Below are 13,313 nucleotides of genomic sequence, written 5' to 3' on the forward strand. Positions count from 1 at the left end.
CGTCCGGTCCTGGCGTTGCCAGGACTGCCCGCGGCCGGCGCCTGGATCGGGCGGTCGCGGAACTCGCGTCGTCCACAGCCCCCCGGGCTGTGGACACCCTTGACGCTCAAACAACCGCTCCCTTGCATCCCGATCCAGGCGCCGGCCGCGGCGGACTCAAGCTCGCTCACCCTGCCTGGGCCGCCACCCCCGCTCGTGTGAGGTTTTTGGTGGGGTCGCATGCGCCGGCCCCGACAGCACCGCAGCTAGCTTGCGTATCACGCCCTCTTGCTGGAGGCGTCGCAGGCGGCGATTCACTGCGGCAGTCGACAAGTGAACTTGCTCGCCTAGCCCGCTTTGCGAAATCCTGCCGTCCTGCTGCACCAGTTCAAGGATTTTCAGATCCACTTCGTCCAATGATGTCATTTTTGATTTTTATGAAAAATTTTTGCGTTTTTGATGGCTAAATACGTAAGTATTACCTTGGCTAATTGAATAATATATCGTCATCCCTTATTTGTGGATGATATAGATGAAGCTATTGATGAATACGGCGCTTGCGGATGAACAAACCCGAGCATATGCCACAGGGCTCCCCAACCTGGACTCGGCTGACGTGCATGCCACGCTGCGGGCCGTCTTCGATTACACGCCCAGCCCATTGCGTGATCTTCCTACCCTGGCCAAGGATCTTGATATCGGCCGCCTATGGCTCAAAGACGAAGGCCGGCGTTTGGGGCTGCGCAGTTTCAAGGCATTGGGAGGGGCGTACACGGTCCTGCGCCTGGTCATGGAAGAGGCCACCAGATTGGACGGCAAGGCTATGACGACGGATGAACTTCCCCGTTCCGCGAGCGGGTCCCTGGCAATCGAACCCCGCGATGGCCGGCCTGCGCGGGACGCCCGTGCGCAACGCTTTTACCGTGCCGCCGCGACCATGACTTTTGTTTGCGCGACCGACGGCAATCATGGCCAGTCCGTGGCCGCTGGGGCACGCCTCGCTGGAGCGCGTGCCGTAATCCTGGTTCATGGAGGGGTGACGCAGGCACGGCGCAATGCGATCGCAAGATTCGGCGCCGAAGTCGTGGAAGTAAAGGGAACCTATGACGATGCTGTGGCCGAGTCGATGCGCTTGGCGCAATCGAGTGGCTGGACCTTGCTCTCGGATACGACATGGCCCGGGTACGAAGACATCCCCAGATGGGTGATGCAAGGCTACACGCTCATTTCCCGCGAGCTTGCCGAACAGCTCGACACTGTGCCTACGCACGTTTTCTTGCAAGCGGGCGTAGGCGGATTCGCCGCGGCGCTCGCAAGATCCATGGCGCTGCAGTGGGCGGCGCATCCGCCCAAATTTATTGTTGTGGAGCCGTCCCGCGCCGCCTGCCTTTTTGAAAGCGCTAAGGCCGATCACCCCGTGCGGGTGGATGCGGGCGAGCCTACGCTGATGTCTATGCTGGAATGCTACGAACCATCGCTCGTGGCTTGGCGGGTCTTGCGTCAGTACGCGGCCGCGTATATGACCATCGAAGAAGAAGATGCCATCCAGGCCATGCGTGCCCTGGCAATGGCGAAGAAAGACGAAGAAGTCGTTCTCGCCGGAGAAAGTGGCGCAGCCGGCTTGGCTGGTCTGCTGGCTTTGGCTGGTGACCGCAAAGGGCGCGGGCAGTTGGGGTTGGATCAGGATTCACGCGTTCTTCTGGTGAACACCGAAAGCGCTACCGACGAAGCGCGATTCCACAGCCTGATGGGGTTTACCGCCTCTGAAGTGAGCCAGCGCGCCGGCGTCTTGGCTTGATGGTTCTTTTTTCAATCGATTAAAAGGAAGCCGCAATGACACAGCAGATCAACCTCAATGCCGACATGGGCGAAAGCTTTGGAAAATGGAAGATCGGCAACGATGCCGAACTGATCAAGATCATCCGCTCCGCCAACGTGGCCTGCGGCTTTCACGCCGGCGATGCCACGGTCATGGCCGAAACCGTTAATCTCGCCCTGAAGAACGGCGCTTCCATAGGCGCCCATCCAGGCTTCAACGATATCTGGGGCTTCGGCAGGCGGCAGATTCAAATGAATGCCCAGGATCTCGAATACATGATCACGTATCAGATCGGCGCCTTGCAAGCTCTTGCGGGGGCAATTGGCGCCAAGGTCACGCACGTCAAACCGCACGGAGCCTTTTGAACAATATGGCGCATCACGAAGAAGCCAAGAGCGGGCTTTATGGTGAAATGTCCGGGCTAGCGCCGTCGTCGATATACCAGCGCGATACGGGCAAAGGCGACTTGCAGTTCGCGTGTGCCGGCCTGGAAGACCACGGGGCGTCCGCGGCTGGTGAAGCACACCAGGCGCTTCGAGGTGAAAAGCGGAATGAACTTGGCGAACCGGATGTCTTCCCAGGCGACCTGGCGCCGCGTAATCCACGATTGCTCGATGCCGATCCGCGTGATTCGGGTTTCGGAAACCAGCATGAATCGCGCCACTACGAGCAGTGCCAGGAAGCACACCAGGATGCTGCCCGCCACCAGGGGGCTGACGTTGTGTCCGCCGGGACTGGTGGCGGTATAGGTGATTTGCATGCCGATAATCAGCACGATGATCCAGGCCAGTATTTTGATCCAGATGGGCCAGGCCTGGCCGTGCAATGGCAGAGGGCCGATTTCTTCGAGCAGGGCGGAACGCTCTTCGGGGCTGGGCATGGCCGTATCGAGCAGGGCGGAAAGATCCTGTTCGGCAGGTGCCGGCACCTTCGGCAAGCCCATCCTAGCCCGCCTTGCGCGCGGCTAGCGCATTGCCGGCCCGGCTTGCCGTCTTGCGGCCGAGATGGCCGGATATCCACATGCCGATGTCGACCACTTCATTCAGGTCGATGCCGGTTTCGATGCCGAGCCCATCCATCATGTACAGCACGTCTTCGGTCGCGACATTGCCGGTGGCTCCCTTGGCGTAGGGGCAGCCTCCCAGGCCGGCGACCGAGGTATGGAATATGCTGATCCCCGCTTCCAGGGCCGCCAGGATATTGGCCAGCGATTGGCCGTAAGTGTCGTGGAAGTGCCCCGCAATACGCGTGGGGTCGACGACTTTGGTCACTGCGTTCATCACCTGGCCCACCCGTTTGGCGGTGCCTGTGCCTATGGTGTCGGCCACGTCGATTTCGTCGCAGCCCAATGCCAGAAAACGCCGGGCGACGTCGACAACCGATTCAATGGGGGTTTCGCCCTGGTAGGGGCAGCCCAGGGAGCAGCTGATGCTGCCGCGCAGGCGCAGTCCGGCGGCCTTGGCGGCCGCCGCGACCGGCTCGAAGCGTGCGATCGATTCGGCTATCGAGCAATTGATGTTTTTTTGCGAGAACGCTTCGCTGGCCGAGCCGAAAATAACGACTTCGTCCGACTGAGCCGCCAGGGCCCCCTCGAAGCCTCGCATATTGGGTGTGAGCACCGAGTAAATGGTGCCGGGCTGGCGTTGTATTCCAAGCATGACGTCGGCGCCGTCCGCCATTTGCGGGACCCATTTGGGCGACACGAACGAGGCGGATTCGACATTCTGGAAACCGGCGGCTGACAAGCGGTCGATGAGTTCGATCTTGATCTGGGTGGAAATGAATTCTTTTTCGTTCTGCAACCCATCGCGAGGAGATACCTCGACAATTTTGATTCGATCTGGCAAAGACATGGGGAGGTTCCTAAGTATGTTCGAGGATCTTTGTGCCGGATAAAGCCCCGAAAGACGAGTCTCGGCTCAAAATCAGGAGTTTATCCGCACTTTTCATGCTTAATGATAAGCTTTTTAGCGTTGTTGAAAGCGGCCGTCGTCAAGCCTTGCCACGGATTCGTTGAGTTCCAGCTCCAGCAAGTGGGTATTCAGTGTGGCCAGATCGAGATGGGTGCGTTGCTGGAGCGTATCGAGATCGATGGGGTCATAGCCCATTGCGTCGAGCATCATCCGGCTATTGGCGTTGCGGCTTGCATGACGGTTGCGATCGGGCTTGGGGGGAAGAGCGGGGGCCGCGGCGGTGGAGTCGGGACGCGGCAGGCCGAGTTCGTCGCGGATGTCGGCCGCTGATTCGACCAGTTTGGCGCCTTGGCGGATCAGGGCGTGACAGCCGCGCGACAGTGGGGAATGTATGGAGCCCGGTATGGCGAACACCTCGCGGCCCATTTCCGAAGCGAGCTTGGCGGTAATGAGCGACCCGCTTTGCCGGGCGGCCTCGACCACCAGGACGCCACGGGCCACGCCTGCCACGATACGGTTGCGTTTGGGGAATTGATAGGGCAATGCGCGGGTACCGAGCGGAAACTCCGACACAAGCACGCCCTGTTCGGCGATCTGGTGGGCCAGATCGAGATTGCGGGACGGGTACACGATATCGATGCCGGTACCCAGTATGGCCATTGTGCCGCCGCCTTGGGCGCCGGCCCGCAGGGCGCCTTTATGGGCAGCCGCGTCGATGCCCAGGGCGAGGCCGCTGGCGATGCACCAGCCCTGCTCGGCCAGGTAGCGGGCGAAGGCCAGGGCATTGTCTATACCGCCTGCGCTGGCGTTGCGCGCGCCGACCATGGAAATGACCGGGCTGGCCAGCAGATTGACATTGCCGTTGACGTAGAGCATCAGGGGTGGGTCGTGGATATCGAGCAAGGCCTTGGGGTAAGCCGGATCGGCCAGCGTTACGATATGGTGATTGGGTCCGGACAGCCATTCGAGCGTACGGGCAATGGTTTCCTGTATTTCGGGCGTTGGTTCGGCGGCCAGGCGTTGGGCGAGTTCGGGCGGCACCAGCCTGGCAAGAGAACCGGTCGACATGGCGTAGATATTCTGCGGCAGCCCCGCTTCGAGCAGCAGGTGTCGCGCCTGGGCCAGGCCAAGGCCGGGCTCGAGCGACAGGCGCATCCATGCGGAGAATTCCTCGGAGGGTAAATTGAGCGACATAGTCTAAGTGTGACACAGCTCGCAGAGCTCGTGCGGCAGGCGTGACATGAAAAGCCATGCCTTCGGGCCGTGGATTACAGCTTTATTGCATCTTGTTTTATTATAAGAGCCTGGATGTTTTATCGGACGAGTTTTATGGCCTTACTTCCTATTCTTCGCTACCCCGACCCGCGCCTGCACAAAGTTGCCAAGCCGGTGGAGGTGGTGGACGATCGCATACGCGAGCTGGTGCGCGACATGGCCGAGACCATGTACGAGGCGCCCGGGGTGGGTTTGGCCGCCACTCAGGTCGACGTGCATGAACGGGTTGTCGTAATCGACGTTTCCGAAGAAAGCAATGATTTGCGGGTGCTGATCAATCCTGAGATTCTCTGGAAGAGCGACGAACTTCAGGTTTATGAAGAGGGTTGCCTATCGGTGCCAGGCGTATACGACGAGGTAGAGCGGGCGGCCCGCATTCGCGTGCGCGCCCTCGACGAACAGGGTGAAGGTATCGAATTCGAGGCGGAAGGCCTGCTGGCGGTGTGCGTGCAGCACGAGCTCGATCACCTGATGGGCAAGGTGTTTGTCGAGTACCTGTCCCCGCTCAAGCAAAATCGCATCAAGACCAAAATCCGCAAGCAAGAACGCCAGGACGCGCAGCGCATGTAGCGCGGCTTTGCTCCGCGGCGGCAGTTCCTCCGTGCAAGAGGGCGCCGCCTTGGTATCATGCCGATTCAGTCATCTGAATCGGCTTTTTTATGCGCATTGTCTTTGCCGGAACACCGGAATTCGCCCGTTTTGCCCTCGACGCCATTCTGGCGGCCGGCCATGAAGTCTGCCTGGCGCTCACGCAGCCCGATCGTCCCTCGGGGCGGGGCCTGAAATTGACGCCAAGCCCTGTCAAGCAGGCAGCCCTGAATGCCGGTATTCAGGTGCTTCAGCCTCGCAGCCTGCGCCTGGACGGCAAATACCCGGAGGAGGCCCGGGAGGCCTGCAAGGTCTTGTCTGCGCTGGCTCCCGAGGTCATGGTGGTGGCGGCCTATGGGTTGATTCTGCCCCAGTGGGTTTTGTCTTTGCCCAGGCATGGCTGCCTGAATATCCACGCCAGTCTGCTGCCGCGCTGGCGCGGCGCGGCGCCGATACAAAGGGCGATCGAAGCGGGCGATATGCAGACCGGCATTACCATCATGCAGATGGATGCAGGGCTGGATACCGGGGACATGCTGCTGGTGCGCTCTATGGGGATCAGTGGCGGCCACAACGCCGCACGCTTGCATGATGATCTTGCCGCCCTGGGGGCCGATGCAATTGTGCAGGCCCTGGATGATCTGGAAAAAGGCAGGCTGAAGGCAGTTCCGCAGCCCGCGGAAGGAGTGACTTATGCGGCCAAGCTGGACAAAGGCGAGGCTGCTCTGGATTTTTCGCAGCCTGCCCGGATTCTGGAGCGGCGCATTCGTGCCTTCAATCCCGTACCTGGATCCACCCTGCGCTTGCCCGGCTTGAGCGATCCGGTCAAGGTCTGGTCGGCCAGGGCATTGGATCGGCCCGCGCGGAAGACCGCCGGCCAGATCGAAGACGTAAGCCCCGCAGGCGTGGATATTGCAACCGCCGACGGTGTTCTACGCCTGCTGGAATTGCAGAAAGCCGGCGGCAAGCGCCAGCCCGTCGAAGTTTTCGTACAGGGCTGGCACCCCGAGCTGTAGGGGCGCCCCTGCATCGATGAAGACCGCTGTCCGTGAACGAAGCCGATGAGGTGTCGGCGGAGGCGGCGGGAGGTCAGATCGCGTCGGCGTACAAATCGTATTCGTCGGAGTCCGTGACGCGCACGCGTATTTTTTCGCCGGGTTTGAGCTTGCCTTCGCTGCTCACAAATACGTTGCCGTCGATTTCAGGTGCGTCGGAGCTTGAGCGTCCGATGGCGCCGTCGGCGTCGATTTCGTCGATCAGCACGTCGATTTCGCGGCCGACCTTGTGGGCCAGACGCGCCGTGGAGATGGCCTGCTGGTGCGCCATGAAGCGTTCCCAGCGATCCTGCTTGATGTCGTCGGCGACCGGGTCGGGCAGATCATTGGCACGGGCGCCTTTCACGGGCGAGTATTGGAAACAGCCCACCCGATCGAGCTGCGCTTCGGTCATCCAGTTCAGCAGATACTGGAAGTCTTCTTCGGTTTCGCCGGGAAAACCGACGATGAAGGTCGAGCGCAGGGTGAGGTCGGGGCAGATTTCGCGCCATTTCTTGATGCGGGCCAGGGTGCGGTCTTCGAAAGCCGGGCGTTTCATGGCTTTCAGGATGCGTGGGCTGGCGTGCTGGAACGGAATGTCGAGATAAGGCAGGATTTTTCCTTCGGCCATCAGTGGGATGACTTCGTCGACGTGCGGATACGGGTAGACATAGTGCAGGCGCGTCCAGACGCCGAACTCGGACAGGGCCTCGCAGAGCTGGGTCATGTGAGTCTTGATCGGCCGGCCATTCCAGAAGCCGCTGCGGAATTTCACATCGACCCCATAGGCGCTGGTGTCCTGCGAAATGACCAGCAGCTCTTTGACGCCGGCCTTGACCAGGCGCTCGGCCTCGCCCATGACATCGCCGATGGGGCGGCTGACGAGATCGCCGCGCATGGACGGAATAATGCAGAAACTGCAGCGGTGGTTGCAGCCTTCGGATATTTTCAGGTAAGCGTAGTGGCGCGGCGTCAGCTTGATGCCTTGCGGCGGCACCAGGTCGATGTAGGGGTCGTGCTCCATGCTTGGAGGAGCCGCCTCGTGCACGGCGCGTACCACTTGTTCATACTGCTGGGGCCCGGTAACGGCGAGCACAGCCGGATGAATGTTGCGGATCATCGATTCTTCGACGCCCATGCAGCCGGTCACGATGACTTTGCCGTTTTCGGCAATGGCCTCGCCGATGGCGTCGAGCGATTCGGCCTTGGCGCTGTCGATAAAGCCGCAGGTATTGACGACCACGACATCGGCATCGTCATAATCGGGAGTGATGGCATAGCCTTCAGTGCGCAACTGGGTCAGAATGCGCTCTGAATCGACCAGGGCCTTGGGACAGCCCAGGCTGACGAAACCGACTTTGGGGGAACTCATGGATAACCTCGTAGAGCCTTCAGGCTCGGTAAAGACAGGAATTTTAACGGGTAGAGCCCAATACCGGGGAGCCCGGCTCCATTTGGTGATACAGTCCGCTAGATATCTTCACCCCAATTGATGCCATAGCTCGTGCCCGATACTTCTTTCAAACCGTCCCGAATTTCCCTGTCAGACACTATGCTGGCCAGTGCGCACAATGTCCGGGCCGTGCTGTCGGGCCGGTCGCTGTCCGACTGTCTGGCGGCTACACCGGTCGAATTGCGCGCCGCAAGCCAGGCGATCAGTTTTCATGTGATGCGCCGCCTTGGCCTGATGTGCGAGGTCAGGAACCTTCTGGTGCAGCGTACGCCTCCCAATGCCGTATTCGATGCCCTGTTGCTGGTATCGCTGGCTTTGCTCGATACCGCCGTCGAAGCCGCCGAATCGCCGGGCCAGGAGCCGTTGCGGCGCGATTTGCCGGTATATGCCGTGCATACGGTGGTCGATCAGGCCGTTCAGGCAGCGGCAGGCCAGCGCAAGATGGTGCCTTACAAAGGGTTGCTGAATGCCACCTTGCGGGGCTTCTTGCGTGAAAGAAGCGCCATTTTAGCGCAAGCGCTGCAAAATCCCGAAGCGCAGTGGAATTATCCTGAATGGTGGATAAGGCTCGTCAAGCGCGCCTACCCCCGGCAATGGGAACGTTTGCTGGAAGCCGCCAACCAGCCTGGCCCGATGAGCCTGCGGGTCAATGTGCGCCGCTCCTCGCCTGCCCAGGTGCTGGAAGCCTTGGCGACAGCCGGGATTGACGCTTCACCGCTGGGGGATGCGGGCGTTGCCCTTGCGGCGCCTCGGCCCGTCCAGCAGATTCCGGGGTTTGAACAAGGCTGGTGGTCGGTGCAGGATGCTTCGGCACAACAGGCGGCGGTACTCTTGCAACCCGAATCGGGGTGGCGGGTACTTGACGCCTGTGCGGCGCCGGGCGGCAAAACGGCCCATTTACTCGAGTTGGCCGACATAGAATTGCAGGCGCTGGATACCGATGCGAGCCGCCTGGACAGAGTCGGACACAATCTGGAACGTTTAGGCCTGATGGGTTCGAATGTGTCCTTGCGCTGTGCCGATGCCGCCGATCCGGATGCCTGGTGGGATGGCCGCCCCTTTGATGCGGTGCTGGCCGATGTGCCTTGTACGGCATCGGGCATTGTGCGTCGTCATCCCGATATACGCTGGTTGCGGCGCGAAGCCGATGTGGCCAGGACTGCCGGCTTGCAGCGCAAAATAGTGGATGCTCTATGGAAAACGGTCAAGCCGGGGGGGCGTTTGCTGTATGCGACATGCTCCATTTTTCCGCAGGAAGGCGAACAGCAGGCCCTGCAGTTCTCAAAACGCCATGCCGATGCCCTGCGTTTGCCGGCGCCAGGGCAATTATTGCCTATCACCGAGACCGGCGATGCGAGTCTGTATGATGGGTTTTTTTACGCCTTGTTTGCCAAACTGCCTTGAGTCGTCAAAAATAGCGCACAGTCTTTGCATGTAATGTGCAGGTAGCCGATGATATTCCGAGTCTTGTTCTCCGTCGTGTTATGCGTATGCCTTGCTTCCCGGGTCGGGCCGGTGTGGGCGGCGGAACCGGCTCAGGTGATGCAGGTCGAGCCGACGGCGCGAGACGGCAAACTCTATCTCGATGCGGACGTGCAGTTCGAGGTCAGCAGCGAATTGCGCAATGCGGCGCAAAAAGGCGTGCCGATTTATTTCACCGCCGATCTGTCCATTGTTTCCAGGCGCTGGTGGTGGTTCGACCGCACGGTTGTCGACAAACAGCTTACCTGGCGTATTGTCTATAACGCCTTGACGCGCCAGTGGCGTGTCGGGACGGGCGACCTGTCCTTGCCGGAGTCGTCGCTGGATGATTCCCTGTCGCTGATCCGCCATATACGCGGATGGGCGGTCGCCGATATAAAAGATCTCAGCCCCGACAAGAATTATCATGGCCGGATCCGTGTGCGCCTGGATACCTCACGTCTGGCGCGCCCCTTTCAAATCAATGCCTTCAACAGTAGTGCCTGGTCTTTAGCGACCCCATGGAAAGATTTCACGTTTTCAATCTCCGCGCACGATCCCTCCTGAAGTGGGGTCTGCGGCTGGCACTGATCGTTGCGGCGATCAGTGCTTTGGCGCTGTTGGCCCTGCTGGTCTGGTCCACCGGCAACGCCTCCCGTTATGCCCAGCAGTACGATACCTTGCTGATGCTCAATGGCGTATTTGCCGTTGCGCTGATTTTTTGGGTGCTGGTGCTCGCCGCGCGGCTGGTGCGCCAGATTCGGCGGCGGCAGTTTGGCGCCCGCCTGACGGCGCGTTTTGCCTTGTCTTTTGCCTTGATAGGAGTCTTGCCGGGCGCACTGATTTATGTGCTCTCGGTTCAGTTCATGTCCCGGTCCATCGAGTCCTGGTTCAACGTACGGGTCGATACCGCTCTCGAAGCGGGCCTCAACCTGGGCCGGGCCGCCCTCGATTCGCAACTTGCCGATTTGACCGGCCGGGCCAAAGACATTGCTTCCAAGTTGGCGAACTCCAGCGATTCCGACATGACCATTGCGATCACGCGCCTGCGCGAGTCCAGTGGCGTGGCCGAGGCGCTGGTATTTACCGGCAGCGGCCGCCTGGTGGCTTTTTCTTCTTCGGCCTACGGCCAGTTGCTGCCTGACGTGCCTCCGGCCAATGTCTTGAATCAGCTTCGGGTATCGCGCAGTTACTCGGCTGCCGAGACCTATAACGAAAAGACTCAGGAAGGGGGGGGCGACGAAACGGGTGCCGGTTTACGCCTGCGGGTCGTGATTCCCGTCAACACCATGGACCGCTTTTCGTCGGCATTGGGCGTCTCGCCCGACACACGCTGGCTGCAGGTGATCCAGCCTGTTCCCGAGCAGATCGCGCGCAATGCCAATCAGGCTCAGCAGGGGTTTCGCGATTACCAGGAATTGGCTTTGTCGCGCCTGGGCCTGCGCAAGCTGTATGCCATTACGCTGACTCTGGCTCTTATTCTTGCCGTGTTTGCGGCAATTGTGGTTGCGTTGGCCTTGTCGCGCCGCCTGGTCCGGCCTTTGCTTACCCTGGCGGCGGGAACGCAGGCGGTAGGCGTGGGCGATTACCGGCCCTTGCCTGAGCCTCCCGAGAAAGACGAGGTAGGGCAATTGACGCGTTCTTTCAATGCCATGACGCGGCAGCTCGACGAGGCGCGGCATATGGTCGAAAGCAATCGCTTGCAACTGGAACGGTCCAATGTCTACCTCGAGTCGGTGCTGAGCAATTTGTCGTCCGGCGTGCTGGTGTTTGACGAAGCTTTTCGCGTCACCATCCTCAACCAGGGTGCGCAAACCATCCTGATGACCGATTTGCGCTCGGTCAAGGGGCGTCCGCTCGAAACGGTCGATGGCGCGTTCGAGCTGTCCAAACTGATACGCCAGGCTTTTGTCGCGCACACGGCGGTGGGTTCCGAGCGCCAGTACTGGCAGCAGCAGTTCGAACTCGAAGTCGAAGCCGCCAGTGACAACGAAAAAAAGAAGCATGTCGTTACCTTGCTTGCCCGAGGAACCCATCTGAGCGTGGATGGCCGCAATAATGGCTACCTTGTGGTGTTCGACGATATCAGCGAGGTCATCTCTGCAAACCGGACAGTGGCCTGGGGCGAGGTGGCGCGCCGTCTGGCGCATGAAATCAAGAATCCCCTGACGCCTATACAGCTCTCGGCAGAACGCCTGGCGATGAAGCTTTCGAATCGATTGAATGAAGCCGATTCGGCCATGTTGATCCGTTCGACCAATACCATCGTCAACCAGGTGGCGTCACTGAAGAAAATGGTCGACGATTTCCGTGAATATGCCCGCACGCCGCCCGCCCAGATGCAGCAGATCGATATTAATGAGCTGATTGCCGAGGTATTGACGCTGTATGGCTGGGACCCTATCGGCGGGACCGTGCGCGATGATGGGCAAAGCGTCAAGATCGAGGTTGAATTCGATCCTGACTTGCCTGTGGTCGAGGGTGATCCGACCCAATTGCGGCAGGTCATACACAATTTGCTGGCCAATGCCCGAGACGCGGCAAGCCAGGATCAGCCTCTGGCCGATGCGCGGATTTATGTTCAGACTAAACTAACGCATTCGCGTACTGAAGAAGGAACCGAGCATCAGGCGGTTCGTCTTACTGTTTCAGACAATGGCCAGGGGTTTGCGTCGCAGGTTTTGCCGCGGGTCTTCGAGCCCTATGTTACGACCAAGCCAACGGGAACGGGGCTGGGCCTGGCTATTGTGAAAAAAATTATTGAGGAACATGGCGGTCGGATAGACATTTCAAACCGTCGTGAAGGTGGTGCACGCATTTCCATCCTCTTGACCCGTCTTGCGAATTCACTCTCCACTATGGACGAAGACGCACAAGGGAACGATAATGCGGGAAAAAGATAGGTGAGGCTTTATGGCCAGAATTCTGGTTGTTGATGACGAAATAGGTATCCGGGAGTTGTTGTCCGAGATTCTTTACGATGAAGGACACACGGTCGAGCTTGCCGAAAACGCGGCTCAGGCACGGGCGGCGCGGTTGCGCGCCCGGCCCGATCTGGTGCTGCTCGACATCTGGATGCCCGATACCGATGGGGTCAGTTTGTTGAAGGAGTGGGGCTCGCAAGGCCTGCTCGATATGCCTGTCATCATGATGAGCGGGCATGCCACGGTCGATACCGCCGTCGAGGCCACGCGGATAGGTGCCGTCGATTTTCTCGAAAAGCCTATTACGCTGCAAAAACTGCTGAAGACCATTGCGGCGGGTCTGGCGCGGCCGGTGCTTTCCCCTGGCCTGGCTGCTGCTGCCCGCATCCCCGAAAAACGTTCCGAATTCGGCCAGCCTCTTACAACGGCGCCGGTCCCCGAGCTCTCCGCTCCGCCGGCCAAGGAACATGGCAATTCGCTGCTTGGCAGTATTGCGCTTGATCAGCCTTTGCGCGATGCACGCGACGAATTCGAGCGGATCTATTTCGAATACCATCTGGGCCGTGAAAATCACAGCATGACGCGGGTCTCGGAAAAAACCGGCCTTGAGCGCACTCACTTGTATCGAAAGCTGAAGCAGTTGGGCATCGATTCGTCGCGCAAGAAGAATAACTAGGGTCTTTTTGGTTCGAGTGTTTACAGCGCTGGGCGCGTTTCAGTGATTTTCGTTTTGAGCTGTTTTAGGCTTGGGTAGTGACATTGAGTTGGCGCTTTGGGCTGCCTGTATTGGCTTGGACTGTGTGTGTTGCTGTGTAGGCGGCGGTTAATTCTATAAAGACGCCGCAGGGTGGGCGGTGCTGTGCAGTC

At 59.8% G+C, this 13,313-nt stretch carries 13 protein-coding genes; 8 read left to right on the forward strand and 5 right to left on the reverse strand.

Going from position 1 to position 13,313, the window contains the following annotated elements:
• Positions 1-156: 156 nt before the first annotated feature.
• On the reverse strand, positions 157-405 hold the full coding sequence (locus tag ACYVIS_RS12185; protein ID WP_232741260.1) for a winged helix-turn-helix transcriptional regulator: 249 nt from the start codon (positions 403-405) through the stop codon (positions 157-159).
• Positions 406-511: 106 nt separating this feature from the next.
• Here ACYVIS_RS12185 and ACYVIS_RS12190 point away from each other — a divergent pair, with 106 nt between their 5' ends.
• Both ACYVIS_RS12190 and ACYVIS_RS12195 read left to right on the forward strand, forming a co-directional pair.
• A complete protein-coding gene (locus ACYVIS_RS12190) occupies positions 512-1,777 on the forward strand; it encodes a diaminopropionate ammonia-lyase (RefSeq protein ID WP_460874076.1) in 1,266 nt (421 codons plus the stop codon).
• 35 nt (positions 1,778-1,812) lie between these two features.
• Positions 1,813-2,163 carry a LamB/YcsF family protein gene (locus tag ACYVIS_RS12195; protein ID WP_460874077.1) on the forward strand — a complete coding sequence of 117 codons (351 nt, stop codon included), beginning with the start codon at positions 1,813-1,815 and terminating at the stop codon, positions 2,161-2,163.
• A gap of 56 nt (positions 2,164-2,219) precedes the next feature.
• Here ACYVIS_RS12195 and ACYVIS_RS12200 read toward each other — a convergent pair whose 3' ends face one another.
• The 3 genes from ACYVIS_RS12200 to dprA all read right to left on the reverse strand — a co-directional run bounded on the left by ACYVIS_RS12200 (position 2,220) and on the right by dprA (position 4,905).
• Complete coding sequence (locus ACYVIS_RS12200) at positions 2,220-2,741, reverse strand: hypothetical protein (RefSeq protein ID WP_232741257.1); 522 nt, start codon at positions 2,739-2,741, stop codon at positions 2,220-2,222.
• Position 2,742: 1 nt separating this feature from the next.
• Positions 2,743-3,651, reverse strand: coding sequence for a hydroxymethylglutaryl-CoA lyase (locus tag ACYVIS_RS12205; protein WP_460874078.1), 909 nt, complete (start codon positions 3,649-3,651; stop codon positions 2,743-2,745).
• A gap of 114 nt (positions 3,652-3,765) precedes the next feature.
• Entirely contained in the window at positions 3,766-4,905 is a 1,140-nt protein-coding gene (dprA, locus tag ACYVIS_RS12210; RefSeq protein ID WP_232741255.1) for a DNA-processing protein DprA, read from the reverse strand.
• 135 nt (positions 4,906-5,040) lie between these two features.
• On the opposite strand from dprA, the gene def reads away from it, so the two are divergent.
• Positions 5,041-5,556, forward strand: a complete 516-nt coding sequence (gene def / locus ACYVIS_RS12215) for a peptide deformylase (RefSeq protein WP_232741254.1) — start codon at positions 5,041-5,043, stop codon at positions 5,554-5,556.
• 89 nt (positions 5,557-5,645) lie between these two features.
• Positions 5,646-6,590, forward strand: coding sequence for a methionyl-tRNA formyltransferase (gene fmt / locus ACYVIS_RS12220; RefSeq protein ID WP_460874079.1), 945 nt, complete (start codon positions 5,646-5,648; stop codon positions 6,588-6,590).
• 73 nt (positions 6,591-6,663) lie between these two features.
• Here the strand turns inward: fmt and rimO are convergent, their stop codons facing one another.
• Entirely contained in the window at positions 6,664-7,980 is a 1,317-nt protein-coding gene (rimO, locus tag ACYVIS_RS12225) for a 30S ribosomal protein S12 methylthiotransferase RimO (protein ID WP_460874080.1), read from the reverse strand.
• Positions 7,981-8,160: 180 nt separating this feature from the next.
• Between rimO and rsmB the strand changes: the two genes are divergently transcribed.
• From rsmB to ACYVIS_RS12245, 4 genes are read left to right on the forward strand one after another with little or no spacing between them, the layout of a single operon-like run.
• Positions 8,161-9,465, forward strand: coding sequence for a 16S rRNA (cytosine(967)-C(5))-methyltransferase RsmB (gene rsmB, locus ACYVIS_RS12230; protein ID WP_460874082.1), 1,305 nt, complete (start codon positions 8,161-8,163; stop codon positions 9,463-9,465).
• Between the two features lie 48 nt (positions 9,466-9,513).
• A complete protein-coding gene (locus ACYVIS_RS12235; RefSeq protein ID WP_232741251.1) occupies positions 9,514-10,089 on the forward strand; it encodes a DUF4390 domain-containing protein in 576 nt (191 codons plus the stop codon).
• Positions 10,086-12,425: a sensor histidine kinase gene (locus ACYVIS_RS12240; RefSeq protein WP_460874083.1), complete on the forward strand. Its 2,340-nt coding sequence runs from the start codon at positions 10,086-10,088 to the stop codon at positions 12,423-12,425. Before ACYVIS_RS12235 ends, ACYVIS_RS12240 begins: the two co-directional genes overlap by 4 nt.
• Before the next feature lie 10 nt (positions 12,426-12,435).
• Positions 12,436-13,122 carry a response regulator gene (locus tag ACYVIS_RS12245; protein ID WP_232741250.1) on the forward strand — a complete coding sequence of 229 codons (687 nt, stop codon included), beginning with the start codon at positions 12,436-12,438 and terminating at the stop codon, positions 13,120-13,122.
• Positions 13,123-13,313: the final 191 nt, after the last annotated feature.

Source organism: Paralcaligenes ginsengisoli (assembly GCF_054781135.1).

Excerpts from the sequence above, each read along its gene's own strand:
- def (WP_232741254.1), top strand. The coding sequence starts at position 5,041 with ATGGCCTTACTTCCTATTCTTCGCTACCCCGACCCGCGCCTGCACAAA.
- ACYVIS_RS12205 (WP_460874078.1), bottom strand. The coding sequence starts at position 3,651 with ATGTCTTTGCCAGATCGAATCAAAATTGTCGAGGTATCTCCTCGCGAT.
- ACYVIS_RS12185 (WP_232741260.1), bottom strand. The coding sequence starts at position 405 with ATGACATCATTGGACGAAGTGGATCTGAAAATCCTTGAACTGGTGCAG.
- ACYVIS_RS12200 (WP_232741257.1), bottom strand. The coding sequence starts at position 2,741 with ATGGGCTTGCCGAAGGTGCCGGCACCTGCCGAACAGGATCTTTCCGCC.
- rsmB (WP_460874082.1), top strand. The coding sequence starts at position 8,161 with ATGCTGGCCAGTGCGCACAATGTCCGGGCCGTGCTGTCGGGCCGGTCG.
- ACYVIS_RS12245 (WP_232741250.1), top strand. The coding sequence starts at position 12,436 with ATGGCCAGAATTCTGGTTGTTGATGACGAAATAGGTATCCGGGAGTTG.
- rimO (WP_460874080.1), bottom strand. The coding sequence starts at position 7,980 with ATGAGTTCCCCCAAAGTCGGTTTCGTCAGCCTGGGCTGTCCCAAGGCC.
- fmt (WP_460874079.1), top strand. The coding sequence starts at position 5,646 with ATGCGCATTGTCTTTGCCGGAACACCGGAATTCGCCCGTTTTGCCCTC.
- ACYVIS_RS12190 (WP_460874076.1), top strand. The coding sequence starts at position 512 with ATGAAGCTATTGATGAATACGGCGCTTGCGGATGAACAAACCCGAGCA.
- ACYVIS_RS12235 (WP_232741251.1), top strand. The coding sequence starts at position 9,514 with ATGATATTCCGAGTCTTGTTCTCCGTCGTGTTATGCGTATGCCTTGCT.
- ACYVIS_RS12195 (WP_460874077.1), top strand. The coding sequence starts at position 1,813 with ATGACACAGCAGATCAACCTCAATGCCGACATGGGCGAAAGCTTTGGA.
- dprA (WP_232741255.1), bottom strand. The coding sequence starts at position 4,905 with ATGTCGCTCAATTTACCCTCCGAGGAATTCTCCGCATGGATGCGCCTG.